The organism is Vibrio sp. Vb1166, assembly GCF_033338695.1.
In the GTDB taxonomy this organism is placed as follows: domain Bacteria; phylum Pseudomonadota; class Gammaproteobacteria; order Enterobacterales; family Vibrionaceae; genus Vibrio; species Vibrio alginolyticus.
In genome coordinates this window covers 141,917-160,145 of record NZ_JAWOTE010000011.1, presented here as the reverse complement: position 1 = coordinate 160,145, position 18,229 = coordinate 141,917, and the positions used below count along the sequence as shown (strand labels likewise).

Sequence of the window (18,229 nt, the reverse complement as noted above, 5' to 3'; positions counted from 1 at the left end):
TTCACTCCAGAAGATCACGTTGGTGACGTAATCGGTGACCTTAACCGTCGTCGTGGTATGATCAAAGACCAACAAGCAGCGTCTACTGGCGTACGTATCAAGGGTGATGTACCTCTATCAGAAATGTTTGGTTACATCGGTACTCTACGTACTATGACTTCTGGTCGTGGTCAGTTCTCTATGGAGTTCTCACACTACGCACCATGTCCAACAAACGTTGCAGAGCAAGTAATTGCTGACGTTAAAGAGCGTAACGCTAAGAAGTAATTCTTAAGTTAACTCTATAACTTGAAAGCCCCGCTTAGTGCGGGGCTTTTTGTATTTAGCAGTCTTATACGCAGAGCGTGTTTGTTTTGATGATTGTTATGATGCCGTTCTAGTACTGTTGCCTTTTAGGTCAATGGTCCTAAAGTCTGGTACCACTGACTTTTCAAATATTTCTATTTCTTCCTTCAACCATTGCGCAAACAATTGAGCTTTAGGTCTTTTTAAGTAGCCTTTTGGCGCGCATAAGTAATACGCAAAATTGGGCTTGATGGCGATATCTCCAATTCGGACCAATTTGCCAGAACGAAAATATTGATGAGCTAAACTGTGTTTTACCAATGCGACGCCTTGAAGTGATAGTGCAGCCTCAAGCACGAGATGTGATCCACTGTATTTTAAGGTAGGCTTTGCTGCGCAGTGACCCAAGGTTGCTAACCACATATTCCAATCAAGATCAGGCCAAACATCTTCAATCAGCTCAGCTTTGCTTAAATCCTCGATGTTATAGATCCCGTGCTCTTTCTGATACACCGGATGACAAGCAGGATAAAAAGCTTCGTCCATCAGCCATTGTGATTCTAAATTGGGATATTTTCCTAAACCGTAACGAACACATAAATCTATCTGGCTATCTTGAAAAGACACCAAATCATTGGTTGGTTCTAATAGCAAGGCGATATCAGGGTGACGCTGGCGAAAAGCCGTAATCTTCGGGACCAACCAATGATGAGCGAAAGAGGGGAGTGTTGATATCGAAAGGTGGTTCGGGTTTGGATCTTGATTGACTAATCTAACCCCTTGCTGCAAATGAGCAAACCCTCTTTCTGCCTGAGTAAACAGTAGCTCTCCCTCAGGTGTGAGCACGATTTTTCTGTGCTGACGAACAAATAGGTCCGTGCCTAAGAACTCTTCTAAATGACGAATTTGCTGACTAATGGCCGCTGGCGTAACAAACAGTTCTTTTGCTGCCGTTTTAAAGCTTCCTTCCTTTGCTGCAACGAAAAAGTAATACAAGCCCTGTAAGGGAGGCATTCGATCTTTCACATTAGTTTTCCTTAACTCTATGGCAGATTCTATCGTTTGAGGATATCAGCGTAGTCGCTGATTATTAAGTGGTCAACATTGTATAGGAATCTCTGAAATGGAAAACATGACACACACTTGTGAGCGTACTATACCTACTGCCCATCAGAGCGGGTTACAGTTAATTTATTCTAAACTGGCGGCTTGGAGAAGGAACTATAAGACACGTCGTCACTTGAGAGAGTTACCAAAGCACCTTTGGGACGATATTGGATTAGGTGAAAGGGAGATTAGTTGTGAAGTGAGTAAGCCATTCTGGAGAGAGTAGTCTATGAGTTTGATTCAAGCTCAAAGTTAAGCTGCACTCCCCAATGGTGTTGAGGAGTGCAAGCAAAATTACAAGTCTTCTTCCCACACGACCAATTCATCTTTTGGCCAATTGTGGCCTATCTCATGATACTTTTGTTCGAGCACATGACGTTTAATTTTAAGTGTTGGCGTCAGTACGCCATTTTCTATACTCCAAGGTTCTTTAATCATTAACACGCCTTTGATTTGCTCATGAGAGGCGAGTTCTTGATTCATCCTGGCAATAACTTTACGTGTGGTACGTGCGTATCGCTCTCGATCAAAGTTAGGGAAGTCATGTGGCACAACCAAAAGAATCGGAGCGGGTAGCCCTAAACCGATGAGACACATCATCTCTACGCGACTGTACTCGAAAAGCTTTTTCTCGATAGGAACCGGAGAGACAAATTTACCTTTGGCGGTTTTGAAGTTATCTTTTTTACGGCCTTGAATCGTTAGATAACCATCTGAATCGATAGCGCCGATATCGCCTGTGTGTAGCCAGCCCTCTGAATCAAAAGACTCTTGGGTGGCAATGTCATTTTTGTAGTAGCCAGAAAATAGCCCTTTGCCACGCACCATGATTTCATCATCAGCTGCGATTTTTAACTCAATGCCTGGCCCTGCATTACCGACACTACCAATTTTGTCAGCTCTAAATGGGTAGTTGAGCGTGCTGTAGGCAAATGATTCCGTCATCCCCCAAGCCTCTGTGATATCAAGGCCCACTGAGTGGTACCATTCCAACAGCGCTGGCGATACAGGTGCGGAGCCACAGCCTAATACTCGAGCCTGATCTAAACCTAGACCATCTGCTAGCTTTTTCTTGATCAAAGAATTGACGAATGGGATTTTCAACAGAATATTGAGCTTCTTCTGTGGAAGTTTGTCTTGAATACGTTGCTGGAATAGCGTCCATAATCGTGGGACGGAGATAAACAGAGTTGGTCGGTGCATCTTCACATCTTCGATAAAAGTGTCCAGTGACTCTGGAAATGCTGTTGGCACGCCACCCATAATCGATGAACCGAAGATATAAACACGCTCTGTAATATGAGCGAGCGGTAAATAAGAGAACAATCGGTCGTTTTCTTGGATACCAATATGATTGATCAGTTGCTGAACAGACCAACTGAATGCGCCGTAAGTTAGCATCGCGCCTTTCGGTAACCCTGATGTGCCTGAGGTATACACCAACGACATTAGCTTGTCATCGTAATGCTGCGGACGCTCTTCACTTGGCACTGCATCAGCAATGAGCGCTTGGTATTCGTGCTTACACTTTGGTGCCGTGTCATAAGGTAGAGCGATGCTAATGAGTTCAGGCATAGCATCAATGGCTTGCTGAGTTGCTTTGGGATCATCGAGTTTTCCGCCAATGATCGCTTTACTTTCACTATGAGTCACACAGTATTCGATGGTGTCTGCACCGGCGGTAGGAAAGATTGGCACACTGACATAGTCACCAAGCATCATAGCAAGATCGCAAATAAACCATTCTGCACAGTTTTTAGATACTAACGCGACTTTGTCGCCAGGCTTTACACCAAGCGTGCGTAGTGCGCTGACAAGTTTTAAGGCTTGATCTGCAACATCAGAGAATGTGTACTCAACAAACTGTCGGTTAATAATTTGTTTTAGGTAGACCTCATTTGGACGCTCTTGAGCCCATTTGAGGATCATTTCATTTGGTGGTGGGAGAGCGCAACCAGCAGCGCTATTTAGATTCGGCTGATTCATTTTAAGTGACTCCATGTCTTCTCATTGTATTTATAATTGTTAACGCATTGTTAACTTTAGCATGTTAAATCGCGACACGGGAATGCATTTTGATGAAATATGTGGGGAAGATAGCGTTAGTTATGGTTGAAGTCGGAGCGACTCGATCTAAAAAGCAATGTGATTGATGCTACGCAAAAGAGAACAGGCTTTTCAGCTGTTATGTCATACCGACTTCATACTAAGAGCACAGGTAAGCAATTTATTTTATTAATAATATTGCGAAAACATAGAATCTATCCTAATTATTTATTAACTAGTGGCTTAGTGTTGAAGATAAGTATAAATGTCTCCTAATTTCTTCAAAGCGCCAAACTTAAAGGTATGTCGTGGTTTTGAAGTAGCTATACTAATCTTACTTTGGAAAGTTAGGAGCTTCACCTCAAGCTATTGCCTGAGATTACTTGGGTACGATCATCAGCAAAAGGAAAGATGTGATGTTACGGAAGACTTTACTGGGTACCTATCTTTGTAGTTTATTCATTGCGGGGAATGCATATGGTGCTGAAGGAGATGATATTCCTCAGCGCGCCCAAACGGTTGGTGATGTTATTGAGCGCCCAGGCGTTCTCACACCTAAAGGTAAATGGTCATTTGATTCGTCTTTGAGCTATACACAAAACTCTTCAAACAAAGTATCTGTTGTTGGATATACAGTCTTACCAACTCTGATTGTTGGGCGAATTGAAGTGAGTGATTCGGATAGGACTACAGTAACCGTTGGATTAACTGCTCGGTACGGTTTAACAAACGCCACAGAGTTAGAAGTTAGAGTGCCGTATGTGTATCGTAATGACCAAGTTTCTACGCGCCCCATTCAAGATGGTTCAAACAGTGAAGTAGTAAACACAACGGTGGATGGCGGAGGGCTTGGTGATGTAGAGTTCGCATTGAGGCACCAGTTTAACTTTGAGTCTGCGCCATACTGGGTAGGTGGCCTTAGAGTAAAGTCGGATACAGGACGATCGCCTTATGATGTTTCTATTGAAGATGGAAGCAACTCATTTAGTGATGTCCCTACAGGTTCGGGTTTTTGGAGTTTTGAGCCTAATCTATCTCTTATTCACCCTGTTGATCCTGCGGTCTTGTTCGCTAGTCTAAGTTATATTTATAACTTAGAGGATACTGTTACAGTTGGCGACACAAAAGCTGATGTTGAACTTGGAGACACTATTTCTCTTTCAGGGGGAATGGGGTTTGCGGTGAATCCTGATCTTTCATTCTCTTTAGGACTTAGCCATAAAACTATTTTAAAAAGCAAAGTAAATGGCAGATCGGCAGATGATGCTAAGTTGCTTCAATTAGATGCATTAACTTTTGGTATAAACTATGCCTTTAGTGAACGCTCATCTATCAATGTTAGTGCTCAAGCTGGTCTTACAGAAGATACTCCCGACTTTCAATTAACAGTACGAGTACCTTTTAATTTGTAAAATGGATATTAGGCCCTTGAGTCTTGGGCCTAATTTATCGTTAGCGCCTAGTGTTCGCATTATAAATTGATTGGATTATATTGGATAAAGTAGGTATATATTCTTTAAATGATGGTGGCCGATTGATATATCGAACTTTCTTTTGGTATGTAATCATAGATATCAGTCGTTTCTAATATCAAAGAAGCTTAACGTGACAATTTTTCAGATAAAAATGGAAATGCTCATTGAAGGTGGTTCAATAAGGCGTCTTCTAATTGTTGGTTTGCTTTGATTTCCCGTATTACCCCATTTACTTGAGCATCAATGTCTACGAGCGTGCTAAGTCCAATAATACTGTTATCTTTCGTGTTTTGAATAATATTGATAATACTTGAATTTATAAAGTCTGAACTTATTATATTAGGATTTTGAGACGAAGGCATTTTGGGTGAATCTATAGAATCATCTCCAATAATATTGCCTTCACCAAATTGTATGATGTTAACAATACCCTGGTTGAAAACATCTCCACTTTGATTTTCACTATTTGCGCTAATGTTTTTTAAATTACCATTTTCAATTACTAAGTTGGCAATGTTTGTGTTCAAAATATCATCGCCATTTATAGTCGTAGTAATGCTTAATCCAATATTAATAATATACTCGTCCGTAATTTGGAAACCACCTCGATATTCTTCTAAAGATGAATTTGAAAGAGGGGTAAGTTCTTGCAGGCCAACATCTTTAGCATTCACATTAAAATGAGGTATTAGCATACAAAGCACTAACAAAAATTTATTGTAGTTCATAATGTAGGCCTTTCAGGTTGTTAAGTTCTTAAAGTTATTTAAAACAATGTTATATTAATTTTCACCGGAAACTGGGAGAGTAATGCTAAATACCCCTAAGGAATCTCTAGACACTCCTGTTTTTAATGGTGATCTTTGATATACGGTGAAATTATCATTGGTTATAAAGCTAGACCGTCCCATTTCCGCTTCGTTACGGACCAGTAACACAATTCCTTGGTAATATTTTTCAAACTCATCCAGTTTCATTATCATGGTTCCTCTAGAAGGGTCTCCTAGAATAACTGAGTGATTGTTTATACCTCTGATGACAACAAAATGCATATACCCGTCGAAATTAACGAGAGTAATCCCAGGGACGCCGACTTCTTTAATTTTCTCCAGTCCTACTTGAAAGCCGTCAGAACGTAACCCTATGGAATCCAAGTAAAACTTCATATCCAACAAAGAAAAACCTTTCTCTTTGATTTTTTCTTTATCACCTTTTTCAAACATGCTTTTGAAGATATCTTGTTCAGATGACTCTGTTGCATAATGAAAAGTGAGAAGAGAAGCCAGGGCGGCAGAGCCACAGCTGAAGTCATACTGTTGGCGAAAAACATCACCGAACACTATTTCTTTGTAGCTTTTAACAGGAACAGAGTAATGTGCTCGGTAAGGTAGCAGTTCTAATGAAATGGCTGATGCTGAATAAACGAGCATCAGCCAAATTAAGTTATTTAATACTTTCATATTGTTTACTTGAGTGTCAGGTTAACGACGGTAGAGTTCTGGATTAAAACGTTGTTTCCGCTGTTCTGAATTACGTTGGATATACCCGAACTGTCTGCGAACGCTCCACTTGATAGTATATTGTTACCACTCACGGTGTTTGACGCGACATTATCTGACGAAATACCATTGATATCTGATTCTGCATAAACCAAGTCGAGTTCAACATTTTGTCCACCTCTTGATTCATTCATGATATCCAAGCTAACTTCTCCGCCAGATAATGCAATGTCATCAGCGAGTGCAGTGCAGGCAACTATCATACTCAAAGTACAGATTGCCAAACGCATCGCTTTCTCCTACTAGTCGGTTACTCACCCCCAGTAAACACACTTGCATTAGTTGTAACAGATTGTTGTACAAGTGAATTTGAACCAGCATTCTGACCAACGGTAGTAATACCAGCTGCACCACCAAGACCACCAAGGGTGTTCATGTTTTCAACTCGAACTCGAGTATCATCCGCGTTAGTTGCATAAATAACTGATGCACCTGTAACACCACCCATTAGGCTTGAGCTCGCAACAACCATATCTGTATCCATATGGACTTGATTGAAGCTATCAACATTTGTTGAGCTCGAGTCACTTTGATAGTTACTATTGTCGTTAAAGCTGTTCGAGTTTGTTGTGCTTGAATCAGCGTAGCTACGGTTATCACTCTGGTTACGGTTGTCGCTTTGATTACGATTATCGCTGTTATCGTTAAAGCTACTGTTGATACTAGAGTCACTGTTGTCGTTGTTGCTACGTCTTACAGTAGTACTAGAGTCGCTGTTGTCGTTGTGGCTTCTATTTGTGTTAGTACTTGAATCACTACTATCACTATTTAGGCTCACATCAAGATCAGCACTGGTACTGTTGTCGTTAGCGTTAGACGTACTATTGTCGTTGTGGCTTTGAGCTGTGTTAGTGCTCGAGTTTGAGTTGTCGCTGTTGTTATTAAAGCTGTCATCAACACCAAGAGTTGCACTGTTGTCAGTGTCGCTGTTGTCGTTGAAGCTATGACCAATACCTAGTGACGCACTATTATCGCTGTTGTCGTTGAAGCTATCACCAACACCGAGAGATGCGCTATTGTCACTGTTATCATTGAAGCTGCCAGATAAACCGATATCGGTATTAGCGCTGTCAGTCCATTGCATGTTGTCGTCTCCATCATCGATCTCATTCGCGATTAGAGAGCCACTAAATAAAATTGCTGACATTGCTAAAGCAAGCCCTGTTTTGTTTAGAGTCATAACGATTACTCCATTTCCTGTTATTCCTGATTAAAAATGACTGCACTTAACTTCTTGCTGCTTCCTTCAAATGTTGTGGGAAGCGATGAAATTATAAGAAAGGATCAGTGAAAGCTGTTCTCATTATTGAGAATGATTCAGGCTGGAAGGGAGTATTTAGGTGCGTCTCTTTAAGGTGTTAAAGAAAAAAATAACATAATCATAATGTTATTTTTTGTATTTACTTTAAGTACTCATCAAGTATGAAATGAAGCCAATATAAAGAAGTAATTCGTTCTATTGCACTGAGCGGAGCAGTCATCCATTTTTTATAAATGGTATTTTATCCAATTATTATCTTTATTATTTAATATTATAAATCATATCCTTATGCTAACACAGGTTGAAAAGTATGGATAAAAACACAACAGGTTCATACTTTTTAAGTCTTTTTCGGTGCTGAAAAGCAATGCGATATCATTCTGAAGTGCTATATTTTCTACTTAAAATGAAGATAAATTCTCTTTGCTATCCCCAATTAATTTTCTAACGGGGGTTGGTGAAACAGGTAAGTTAATGTGGTGGGACTATGGAAAAGAAGCACTTGATACTGCTAGCTGAGAGTAATTTACAAAGTAACTTAATAAAAAAACAACTATCTTCCATTCATGATGTCGATGTAAAGATAATGCAACCAGATGAAGTGGTGTTCAGAAGTCACTCACTCAGTATCGATTTGATGTTTATTGATTACGATTTTATGCGTCAGCTTGAAGTGCAAGGAAAGTTACCAGATTTTGATCTATTTGGGTGGTCCTTTATGCTTCACAACGTCCCTTGTGAAAAAGTACAAACGGACTTACTGCATTGGAAGTTGTTAAAAGGAATTTTGCTCCGAAGTGCATCAGTGACACATATATGTGATGGCGCGGAATACGTACTGAAAGGTGGGTTGTGGCTACCAAGAATGTACCTAGAGAAGTTAGTCCTCAATTATCGGCATGCAAATTTGTCCGAAGAACAGCAGCATGATGAGTTAACATGCAGAGAAAAACAGATTCTAGAGCTACTTGTGTACGGCATTTCAAATCAACAAATTGCTTCAAGACTTTTTTTATCTGAAAGTACAGTGAAAAGCCATATATACAAGTTGTACAAAAAACTCGATGTCCATTCTCGTCATGATGCAGTTAAGTTGGTAAGAATGAACAATGGCTTAACCGAGAGAAGTTAAGTCACAATTTGTGATGCTCTTTTTATCGGGGTCTGTTCCGTTTTCACTATCTAATCTAAGCAAGGGCACTCGTATTTGAGTGCCCGTGGTTTATCTAGATTCAATAGTTGGTGTATCAGCAGGCTAAATCATGCCCGTGACAAGGCCTGCTGCCACAAAAAACACGATCATCCATAGCACCGATAGGTTGATCTTTTTGTGTAGATAAAAACCTGCAACCACTAACGCCATGTCGATGGGAGCAACAACTGCGCTGCTAAATACTGGCTGGTAAAGTGCCGCGAGTAGTAACCCTACTACCGAGGCATTTACACCGTTGATGGCGCCGGAGACCAGCGGTTTTCCTGCCAGTGCTTGCCAGTTCTTAAGAACGCCAAGTAGTAAAAGAAACCCTGGGAGGAATACGCCAAGCGTTGCGATCAGCGCACCTAAAATTGGCGTATCCGAAAGCTCATAACCGATAAAAGTCGCAAAGGTGAACATTGGCCCTGGTACAGCTTGTGCAGCGGCGTAGCCTGTTAAAAATGCATCTTGGCTGAGCTGGTCGCCAACAATGTTTTGCAGAAGCGGCAGAACCACATGACCGCCACCAAACACTAAGCTACCAGCTTGGAAAAAATCACTAAACAGCCCAAGCAAAGGTAACGTATGAGCCACTAACGGTAAGCCGAGTAAAAGCATCGCAAATAGAGCCAATGCCGCGATAGACGGTTTAAACGACTCGGCTGATGGCGCGGAGTCTTTCTTCAGATATCGCATTCCGACAAAACCTGCTGCGATCAACACGAACATTTGCGTCATGATGCTTGGTGCCACCAGCAACGCAATCGCAGTCGCGATGCACAAACCCGCGGTCAGTTTGCTTTGGCAGAAGTTTTTGTACATGCCCCAAGTCGCATCCGCCACGACGACGACTGCGAGCAGTTTTAGGCCGTGAACGATGTTTTGGAACACTGCGGTGTCGGTGATTTGGCTGCTCACCATCGCCAGCGCCAACATGATGACCACTGAAGGAAGCGTGAATCCGACAAATGCTGCGCATGCGCCACCTAAACCGCCACGTTTATAGCCTAAAGCAAAGCCAACTTGGCTTGAGCCCGGTCCCGGCAAAAACTGACTGAGCGCGACAATTTGCGCGTACTCGCTGTCATCAAGCCATTTCAGTTTCTCAACAAATGTTTGGCGAAAATAACCAATATGAGCCGCCGGGCCGCCGAAGCTGAACCAACCCAGCCAGAAAAAAGTTTTGAATATGGTGAACATGTCGAGCCTGTTTATCTAAAAAGCATTGTTGCTAATTTATCGAATGCTCTAAAATGACTCAAATTGATGATTTTAATTTCATCTATGAATGAAATGGGATGAGGATGTTGGAGTGAAAGAGGACATTCAGTGGCGCAACATTGACTTGAACTTATTGGTGACGTTTTCCTACTTGTATCGCTATCGAAGCGTTAGCGTCGCGGCAGAGAAAAGTTACGTTAGCCAGTCGGCGATGAGTCATAGTTTGTCTCGTTTAAGGTTGTTGTTTGACGACCCGCTTTTTGAGCGAAAAGGGCACAATATGGAGCCCACCGAGCACGCTCACCACATCGCGCCAACGGTGCATCACTTGTTGGATTCTATCGCCAAAGACTTGCTCACTAAGTCTGCCTTCCAACCTGAAAATTACGCGGGTGTATGTCGCATCGGGTTAACGGATTATGCCGAGTTTATCTTTGCTCCTCGGCTTTATGACGAAATACGCCAGCGCGCCCCAGAGGCGCAGATCAGTTTTATTAACGTCAATCGTAGCAACTACGTGGCATTAACTGAGCACGAAAAGCTCGATGTCATTATTGGCAGCATGCCGGTGTTGGATGACAACTTTGAGAGCTTGTACTTGTACACCGAAAAACACGTGTGCATGTGTGATAAACAGGTGTTGAAAGGGGAAACACAGCTGTCTCTGGAAGCGTTCGCGAACATCGAGCAAGCTCTGGTAAGTCCCGATGGGAGCTTAAAGACACAAGTAGACCAAAAGCTCGCAGAACATGGCTTGAGCCGCAAAGTCACCGTGGCGTCGCGCAACTTTCTCACTATTCGGCATCTATTGAAAAAGCGCGATCTCATTGCCATCGTGCCAGAAAAAATGGCGTTGGCGGAGGGCTTTTCGGACGATCTCATTACTGTTAAGCCGCCGATCGCCGTTGCGGATTTTGATATTGCCATGCTGTGGCATTCCAGCCGAAACAATGAAGACAAAGGCATTTGGCTACGCGAGTTGGTTTCTTCGACCATCACCTCTAAATGATAAACATTTGGGGCACTCATGGTGCTTAGAGTGATTTGTTGTTGAACTTCTTACTACCCGCTGAGTTATCGGCGTTACGCCGAAACAGTACTGATTGTGCAAAATGAATATCTTGGGTTAGGGGGGGATGTTCCAGATTTAATTCATAAAAGAGATTAATGGAAAAGGTATCATTGAGTTGTACCACGTAGTTTAAGCTCTGTTTGAACGTATACATGAAGAGGGAGTAAGCGTCCATCTCGGTATTTTTCCACTAGTAAGTTCACTCCCTGAGTTCCCATCAACTCAGAGTGAATACGAATTGTAGACAACGGCGGAAAGGTAAAGCGAGCAGTAGGAATATCATTCATACTAATCAGCGTAATATCCTCTGGTATCTTTAAGCCAAATTCATGGATTGCACGTACTATGCCAATCGCGATGGAGTCTGAATCAATGAATACTGCTTTCGGGAAGTCACCTTTGGCTAGCATCTCTTTCGCTAAGTTATAACCGGACAAACTAGAGCAGGCACAATAGTGTATATCATGTTCTGCGACCACGCCTTTTAGATAGCCATAGTCCAAAAACACATTTTCACGAGTGTCAGCTGCGTCGTGCTTGTCTTGACCGCCAATATAACCGATGCGGCGGTGGCCTCGTTGTACAAAGAAATCAACTACTTGCCTACTGATTCGAATAAGGTCGACATCAACGCAATCATAAGGGCAGGTTGGATCTGAAAAGTTTATGTAGCAAATGCTATCGGCTAGACGTTTAGGTAATTTATCTACTACCTTTTGGTCGACATTTCCGACTAAAAGGACACCTGTTATCTTTTTCGTTTCAACATCAATTTCACTGTTATAGCAATTGGTTAGCGTAATACCTAATTTGTCGCATTGCGTTTCAATCCCATGACGAATTGATAAGTAGTAAGGGTCATTCACCTCTGTTTCTTGTTTGTAGTTATATAAGGCTAAAAAGTGATGTTTTTGCTTAGCTTCTTTGATGCCTTTCTTCGAGCTACTGGTGCGGTACTCCAGTTTTTCTGCAATTTCCAAAATGCGGTATTTGGTTTCTTCTTTAACGCTCAACGTTGGGTCGTTGTTCAAAACCCGCGATACGGTTGCAAGTGAGACGCCTGCTTCAATGGCGATATCTTTTAGCTTTGCCATGTAAATTTCCCGTTGGCACTGCCCAAGTGTGAGCTCAATAATCTGACTATTTTAAACAGCTACTTAGATATGCACAAACCTTTAGTAAGACAGTCCTAAACACTTTAAATCATCATATCAAGCCAAATTGTTTTCATGAAATAGACTCTATTGAGTAATAAATAAAGCCGTAAACGTAAGGATTATATTGCTGTAAAAATACTGAAAAACGCGACTGGTTTGGAAACTTGCTACTTGTGGTAACTCTAGTACTTAATAGGACTCGAGCTGTTTAGAGTTTAATCAAGCAAACGTTTTATTGTTCATGTTTATGTTTTGTGTCTCATTTTATAAACAAATCAATAGGAAAGTATTCAACTCTATTTATAATCTCCGCGCTTTTAAAAGCTGTCTAACAGTATGAAAAATTAGGAAATTATAATGAAAAAAGTATTGCCATTATTGGCTTTAGGTGCAGTGGTTGCTTCAGCATCAGTTCAAGCAAAAGGTAACTGGTATGTTGGTGCTGATTTGGTAAATTCAGATCTTAAAGTTAAAAGCTTGTCAAAAGATCTTTCTGCGACAGGTCTTAGCCTTGCTGTAGGTAAAGAGCTTCAATATTCAGAAAACTTCAAACTAGCTTTTGAAGGTGAGTACATATACTTTGGCGACTTTGAAGAAACATTTTCTTACATGGGGTGGCCGGTTAAATTTAGTGTTGATGCTTCTGCGTTCAATTTCAATGCGAAGCCTAAATACCAATTTGCAGGTACAGGCTTCTATGTTGGTGCGATTGCTGGCCTTGGTGTAATGAGTGTTTCTTATGAAGTGAAATCATCTAGCACTGTTACCGATGATGGTCGTGATGTAGGCTTTAACTACGGTGTTGAGGCTGGTTATGAGTTCGCTTCAGGTTTGGTTGTATCTGGTGGCTACCGTGCTTCTTCGGTAAGTATTGATGCCGAAAACGGTGGCAGCGAAGATTTTGATTTTGACAGCCTGTACGTTGGTGTTGATTACAAGTTTTAAGCTCGCGTAAGCAAAACATAGATACTAAAAAGGAGCCGTTAGGCTCCTTTTTTTATTAGATTATCAATCAACTCATAATGGTGATCTTGTACGCCTGCAAGGTTGCCATATTTGGGTTGGTGGCGGTCATTTTCTTTCGCGTGTTGCCAGCCAATGGTGTGACGCACAAAATGCTCTGCAAACGCGTGGGAAACTTCCAAGCAACCTGCCAGTACGGTATCAACATAACTTTGCATGATTGGGCTCTTTTCGCATGGTGGTAGTGGCTCGTCTTTTACGTAAACCCAAATGTCATGTTCTTGGTTAAAACTCGCATCTGTTTCGATTTGATCTGGCTGAAGTTGAATACGATGATAACCTCGCTCACGGCGGTCGAATTCTGCGAGCGCTTCTTCATTTACTTCGAGTAAAACGCCATTAACCTGTCCATCGCCTTGGTTCACCACTAATGGAGAGAGGCTGTAGCTGTCGTCAATCTTCCCCCAGTAGCGAACCAACCCATGTGCTATGACGGGAATGGCTTCTCCCGTTTGTCCGGTTAACTTACGCGACGCAGAATTAATCAAACTGCCATAGCCAAATATGTACATTGTCGTTGCATCCCTTAACTGATAGTTGTGCCTCTCATGTTTATACCTAACCCGCCTCTGAAGCACAACTTTACCTCTTAAGTATAATCTTAATTATAAACATGTATTTTTTATACATGTTTATGGTAGCATCAATATGTAGTTGAGTTAACCAGCATCGAGAGACGCTTGAGGGCAAGATAATGCTGAATATCACCGATAAAAAAGTAGAAGAAAAAATCCCCGCATGGCTGCGATTAGGCTTTCGGCCGTTTTTTCTGTTTGGGTCGATTTACGCCATTGTTGCGATTGCGTTGTGGGTGTGGATGTTCCAAGGCGGACAGCCAAACGCATTAGCCGTGCCTGCATTGTGGTGGCACGTACATGAAATGTTGTTCGGTTTTTCGATGGCCATTGTAGTTGGCTTTGTACTGACCGCGGTACAAAACTGGACTGGCATTAATGGTACCAAGCATTACATGCTTCTGGCTTTATTTGGCTTGTGGTTAGTGCCCCGCATATTGCTTTGGACACCAGCACCGTTATGGTTAACCAGCAGTATCGAAGCGGTATTTTTACTGTTTGTCGCCTATGAGGTGGGCATTCGTGTGTATCGAGCCAAAGGTTGGCGTAATTTGTTTTTCGTTCCACTGTTTCTTTTAGCCATCTTTGCGAACTTTGCAAGCTACGCAACGATAAAAGGTATGCCGCCCTTTAGCTCTTCAGCGGTGTGGCAAGCAATGCTGTGGTGGTTTACCTTGCTGTTGTCAGTGATGGGCGGACGTGTAATTCCATTTTTTACTGCGCGTCGATTTAATTTCGAAAAAGCGCAACCATTGGCTTGGTTAGAGTGGTTCGCGAACTTGCCATTGGTAATGCTATTTGTGCTGAGCTTTTTCCCTGTGACGTTTGCAGAACTAGGTAGTCGTTTGATGCTATTTGCAGGTGTTGCTCAGTTGGTGCGTTTTGTTCGCTGGAAACCTTGGTTAACCCTGAACGAGCCTTTAGTATGGTCGCTGCATGCTGCGTATTTGTGTTTACCACTAAGCTTAATTTTGCGAGGCGTCTGGGGAGATGCATTTGCCAGCCATAACCTCATTCACCTGTTTGCGATAGGTGCGTTAGGCGGTTTGATTTTAGCGATGATTACACGGGTGACGATGGGACATACTGGTCGCATGATCTACAAAGGGCCAAACATGAGCCTTGCGTTTGCAGCGATTACCGCGGCAGCTTTGGTTCGCAGTTTCGCCGTGATCTTTGATCCAGCGAACATGATACTGTGGATTGATATCAGCGGTGGATTATGGATTGTTGCGTTTGGGCTATTTGTGTGGCGCTTTGGTGTGATGCTTGTGACCCCTCGTGTGGATGGTCACCCCGGATAAGATTCTAATGTGAGTAGAGAAAAGAGGAGCCGCGTGCTCCTCTTTTGGTTTTTGTTCTTTATAGGTTTAGTGTTTATTCGTCTTCGTCGTCCGCTTTATTCGTGAGCCCCAAGCGTTTAAATAGCCACCACTCTAGACCAAAAATGACAATTAAGGCGATGCAGAACCAGGTGAATGCCATGGTGGAATCCACGCCTGGCATTCCACCAACATTGATACCGAGTAAACCTGTTAAGAAGCTGGTTGGTAGAAAAATCGTTGCTACCAAAGTAAACAGGTAACTGTTTTTATTGGTTTTCTCATCACGATGATGTTTGATCTCTTCTTGGAAAAGCGCCACTTCTCCAAGATAAAACTCAAGTGTTTCATTTATGCGCGTAATATTATTGTGTGCGAAGCGATATTGATGAGGTCTCAAAGCAATCAATTCTGATTCTGACTCCACAAGATCACGGATAGCGTACTGCTGAGGGCGAATAAAACGCTTGATAGAAATCAGTGCTTTTTGAGTCGCCATATGTTTGTACGTCGACTCATCATTCACGTCGAACTGGTTTAGTGTTTCTTCAATCGTATCAAGGTAAATGTCTATTTTACTGTTTAATCCTTCAATGATCTGATGAAGTAAACTGGCAAGACTTTTTGGGCCTTTGTGTTCCGCTAATGCTTGGCGAATCTCCATGATCGCGCGTGATGGAATTTTACGAGTTGAAATGAGTGCGCCTTGAAAGTAGAGAATTCGAATACTAAGCATATCTTCTGGTGATGCATTGCCGTTCATATTGACGCCTCGTAAAATCAACATGAAGTTCTCGTCATCCAAAGGATGGAAAGATGGTCGGCTTTCGTCGGCTAATAGATGATCAACCGTAGCTCGAGGTACTTGGTTCTGCTCCAGCCAACCACGAATATCAGGATGCAGCCGTTCGCAATGGTACCAATGCTTAGCTTGAATTTGCTCTGCCGTGGTGGATTGTTGAGTTGCTTCTGGGGTTGAGAAGTCCCAATGTTCAATCATAAAACCCATTTTCTTTTCCTTGTTTGAGCCGATACCAAAATAACCTCAAGATACTTCTTTCGCGAGAATTGCATTGCCATACAGAGGCAATACTCTGAGTACGGTACTCTGAAGTCATTGATGCATTATTTTTCAAATGAGTATGATTGTATTTAACGCCAAATGTCTATGAATAGTTGTTCTTATTTGCAATCGAGTGGAGCGCACCAAGGTGTTGTGCTTAAACAACAAAACAAAAAGCCTGCAACTAAGCAGGCTTTATTGTGGGGGAGGGAGGGGAGCTGTTAGCCAACTTGAGAAAGATTAACCACTTTCTGTTGTAGCTTTTTCTTTAAATAGTCCGTTAAGGCCTGTTTTTCTTCCTCGTTCATGTAAAGACCAAGCTTAGTACGGCGCCATAAAATGTCTTCATCGGTCATTGCCATTTCATGGTTCATTAAGTAATCGATCTCACGTTGGTAAACACCACCTGCTTGTGCCGAGAACGTTTGTCCTAAGTCAGCTTCACTTGTTGTGCCTTCCATTAAGTTCCAGGTTTGGGTACCAAACTGTGTGACATAACGAAGAATCAATGCTTCTGGCGCCCAAGTGTATTTAGCGTGAATTTGTTTAGCTAATTGTTCACGACTACAGCTGAAGTTACCACCAGGAAGGGTTTGGTTGGCCGTCCAGTCTTTACCCATTTCAGGTAGGAACGGAGCAAGTTTCTTCATTGCTGCTTCACCTAACTTACGGTAGGTCGTTAACTTACCACCAAAAACAGAAAGCAGAGGTGCATGGTCGTATTCCGCATCGAGCTCTAGCGTGTAGTCTCGTGTGATTGCTTGCGGAGAGTCAGATTCATCGTCACATAAAGGACGAACACCGCTGTATGTCCAAACTACATCTTCGCGAGTCAACTGGTGGACAAAGTGTTGGTTTACGATATCAATGAGGTAATCGACTTCGTCATCTGAGATCGACACTTCACGTGGGTCACCTTTGTATTCCACATCTGTTGTACCAATGATTGAGAACTTATCTAAGTAAGGAATCATAAACACGATGCGATTGTCTTTGTTTTGAAGGATGTAGGCTTGCGGTTCGTTGTGGATACGAGGAACAACGATGTGCGAGCCTTTGATTAAGCGAATGTTACGAGGAGAGGCTTGCTCTAATCCATCATCAAAGAACTGTTTTACCCAAGGCCCCGCAGCATTGACTAACGCTTTCGCTTTACGTTCGAAACGTTGGTCTGTCATCACATCGTGAATAGTAACGTGCCAGATACCACCTTCACGGTGTGCTTTTTCCACGCGGCAGTAGTTACGTACTTCAGCATGGTTTTCGCGAGCCGCAAGAACGTTCAGTAATACTAAACGTGCATCATCAACCCAACAGTCAGAGTATTCGAAACCCGTTTTCATTTCTGGTTTTAGCAAGCCAGATTTCGCAAGGTTGACGGTTTTACTGCCTTGCAGCGTCGTACGTTTACCCAAGTTATCGTAAAGGAAAAGGCCACAACGAATCATCCAAGCTGGGCGTAGGAATGGGCGATGCGGTAAACGGAAACGCATTGGTAATGCGACGTGTGGTGCTTTACGAAGAATAACCTCACGCTCTGCGAGCGCTTCCGAAACTAAACGAAACTCGTAGTGTTCAAGGTAGCGTAAACCGCCGTGTATCAGTTTAGAACTTGCTGAAGAAGTCGCAGATGCGAAGTCATTTGCTTCATATAAGCCAACACTCAAACCTCGGCCTGCTGCGTCTGCCGCAATACCAGCTCCGTTAATGCCGCCACCGATTACGATCAAGTCTAAGGTAGTGGATGAGCTAGTAGTGGAAGCATTATTTTGTATACTCATAAATTTGACCTCTTGGTGAGCGAACGAGCATTTTAGAACATAATGTAATCCTAGCTCAGGTTTCGTTTGTGATCATCTATTATTTTC

17 protein-coding genes and 1 pseudogene are annotated in these 18,229 nt (G+C 42.4%); 7 read left to right on the top strand and 11 right to left on the bottom strand.

Features of this window, described 5'->3' with window-relative positions; translation table 11 throughout:
• A pseudogene (locus R7E51_RS13430) lies at positions 1-267 on the top strand (elongation factor G); the annotation flags it as partial.
• Between the two features lie 96 nt (positions 268-363).
• Here the strand turns inward: R7E51_RS13430 and R7E51_RS13425 are convergent.
• Entirely contained in the window at positions 364-1,311 is a 948-nt protein-coding gene (locus R7E51_RS13425; RefSeq protein ID WP_170893994.1) for a LysR substrate-binding domain-containing protein, read from the bottom strand.
• A 97-nt stretch (positions 1,312-1,408) separates the two neighbouring features.
• On the opposite strand from R7E51_RS13425, the gene R7E51_RS13420 reads away from it, so the two are divergent.
• Entirely contained in the window at positions 1,409-1,618 is a 210-nt protein-coding gene (locus tag R7E51_RS13420) for a DUF1127 domain-containing protein (RefSeq protein WP_005380156.1), read from the top strand.
• Between the two features lie 68 nt (positions 1,619-1,686).
• On the opposite strand, the gene R7E51_RS13415 is transcribed toward R7E51_RS13420, so the two are convergent.
• Positions 1,687-3,378 carry an AMP-binding protein gene (locus R7E51_RS13415; protein WP_206957696.1) on the bottom strand — a complete coding sequence of 564 codons (1,692 nt, stop codon included), beginning with the start codon at positions 3,376-3,378 and terminating at the stop codon, positions 1,687-1,689.
• 476 nt (positions 3,379-3,854) lie between these two features.
• Between R7E51_RS13415 and R7E51_RS13410 the strand changes: the two genes are divergently transcribed.
• Positions 3,855-4,850: a transporter gene (locus R7E51_RS13410; RefSeq protein WP_005380160.1), complete on the top strand. Its 996-nt coding sequence runs from the start codon at positions 3,855-3,857 to the stop codon at positions 4,848-4,850.
• A 224-nt stretch (positions 4,851-5,074) separates the two neighbouring features.
• On the opposite strand, the gene R7E51_RS13405 is transcribed toward R7E51_RS13410, so the two are convergent.
• From R7E51_RS13405 to R7E51_RS13390, 4 genes are read right to left on the bottom strand one after another with little or no spacing between them, the layout of a single operon-like run.
• Positions 5,075-5,641, bottom strand: coding sequence for a hypothetical protein (locus R7E51_RS13405; RefSeq protein ID WP_064376472.1), 567 nt, complete (start codon positions 5,639-5,641; stop codon positions 5,075-5,077).
• 54 nt (positions 5,642-5,695) lie between these two features.
• The gene (locus R7E51_RS13400) at positions 5,696-6,373 is read right to left on the bottom strand and encodes a C39 family peptidase (RefSeq protein ID WP_005380165.1); all 678 of its coding nucleotides are present in this window, start codon (positions 6,371-6,373) and stop codon (positions 5,696-5,698) included.
• 5 nt (positions 6,374-6,378) lie between these two features.
• Complete coding sequence (locus tag R7E51_RS13395) at positions 6,379-6,702, bottom strand: hypothetical protein (RefSeq protein WP_005380167.1); 324 nt, start codon at positions 6,700-6,702, stop codon at positions 6,379-6,381.
• 20 nt (positions 6,703-6,722) lie between these two features.
• A complete protein-coding gene (locus tag R7E51_RS13390; protein WP_005391691.1) occupies positions 6,723-7,652 on the bottom strand; it encodes a hypothetical protein in 930 nt (309 codons plus the stop codon).
• Positions 7,653-8,220: 568 nt separating this feature from the next.
• Between R7E51_RS13390 and R7E51_RS13385 the strand changes: the two genes are divergently transcribed.
• Complete coding sequence (locus tag R7E51_RS13385; RefSeq protein WP_005380169.1) at positions 8,221-8,865, top strand: helix-turn-helix transcriptional regulator; 645 nt, start codon at positions 8,221-8,223, stop codon at positions 8,863-8,865.
• Positions 8,866-8,988: 123 nt separating this feature from the next.
• On the opposite strand, the gene chrA is transcribed toward R7E51_RS13385, so the two are convergent.
• A complete protein-coding gene (chrA, locus tag R7E51_RS13380; RefSeq protein WP_206957694.1) occupies positions 8,989-10,128 on the bottom strand; it encodes a chromate efflux transporter in 1,140 nt (379 codons plus the stop codon).
• A gap of 112 nt (positions 10,129-10,240) precedes the next feature.
• Here chrA and R7E51_RS13375 point away from each other — a divergent pair, with 112 nt between their 5' ends.
• Positions 10,241-11,158: a LysR family transcriptional regulator gene (locus tag R7E51_RS13375; RefSeq protein WP_021034022.1), complete on the top strand. Its 918-nt coding sequence runs from the start codon at positions 10,241-10,243 to the stop codon at positions 11,156-11,158.
• Between the two features lie 170 nt (positions 11,159-11,328).
• Here R7E51_RS13375 and ebgR read toward each other — a convergent pair whose 3' ends face one another.
• Positions 11,329-12,315, bottom strand: coding sequence for a transcriptional regulator EbgR (ebgR, locus tag R7E51_RS13370; protein ID WP_025768213.1), 987 nt, complete (start codon positions 12,313-12,315; stop codon positions 11,329-11,331).
• Positions 12,316-12,735: 420 nt separating this feature from the next.
• Between ebgR and R7E51_RS13365 the strand changes: the two genes are divergently transcribed.
• Positions 12,736-13,323 carry an outer membrane beta-barrel protein gene (locus R7E51_RS13365; protein ID WP_017820436.1) on the top strand — a complete coding sequence of 196 codons (588 nt, stop codon included), beginning with the start codon at positions 12,736-12,738 and terminating at the stop codon, positions 13,321-13,323.
• 38 nt (positions 13,324-13,361) lie between these two features.
• Here the strand turns inward: R7E51_RS13365 and R7E51_RS13360 are convergent, their stop codons facing one another.
• Positions 13,362-13,913, bottom strand: coding sequence for a gamma-glutamylcyclotransferase family protein (locus tag R7E51_RS13360; protein WP_025768214.1), 552 nt, complete (start codon positions 13,911-13,913; stop codon positions 13,362-13,364).
• 182 nt (positions 13,914-14,095) lie between these two features.
• Here R7E51_RS13360 and R7E51_RS13355 point away from each other — a divergent pair, with 182 nt between their 5' ends.
• Entirely contained in the window at positions 14,096-15,280 is a 1,185-nt protein-coding gene (locus tag R7E51_RS13355; RefSeq protein ID WP_025768215.1) for an NnrS family protein, read from the top strand.
• A 73-nt stretch (positions 15,281-15,353) separates the two neighbouring features.
• Here R7E51_RS13355 and R7E51_RS13350 read toward each other — a convergent pair whose 3' ends face one another.
• Both R7E51_RS13350 and glpD read right to left on the bottom strand, forming a co-directional pair.
• The gene (locus tag R7E51_RS13350) at positions 15,354-16,307 is read right to left on the bottom strand and encodes a CorA family divalent cation transporter (protein WP_005380188.1); all 954 of its coding nucleotides are present in this window, start codon (positions 16,305-16,307) and stop codon (positions 15,354-15,356) included.
• A 275-nt stretch (positions 16,308-16,582) separates the two neighbouring features.
• Positions 16,583-18,142: a glycerol-3-phosphate dehydrogenase gene (glpD, locus tag R7E51_RS13345; RefSeq protein ID WP_017636005.1), complete on the bottom strand. Its 1,560-nt coding sequence runs from the start codon at positions 18,140-18,142 to the stop codon at positions 16,583-16,585.
• Positions 18,143-18,229 lie beyond the last annotated feature (87 nt).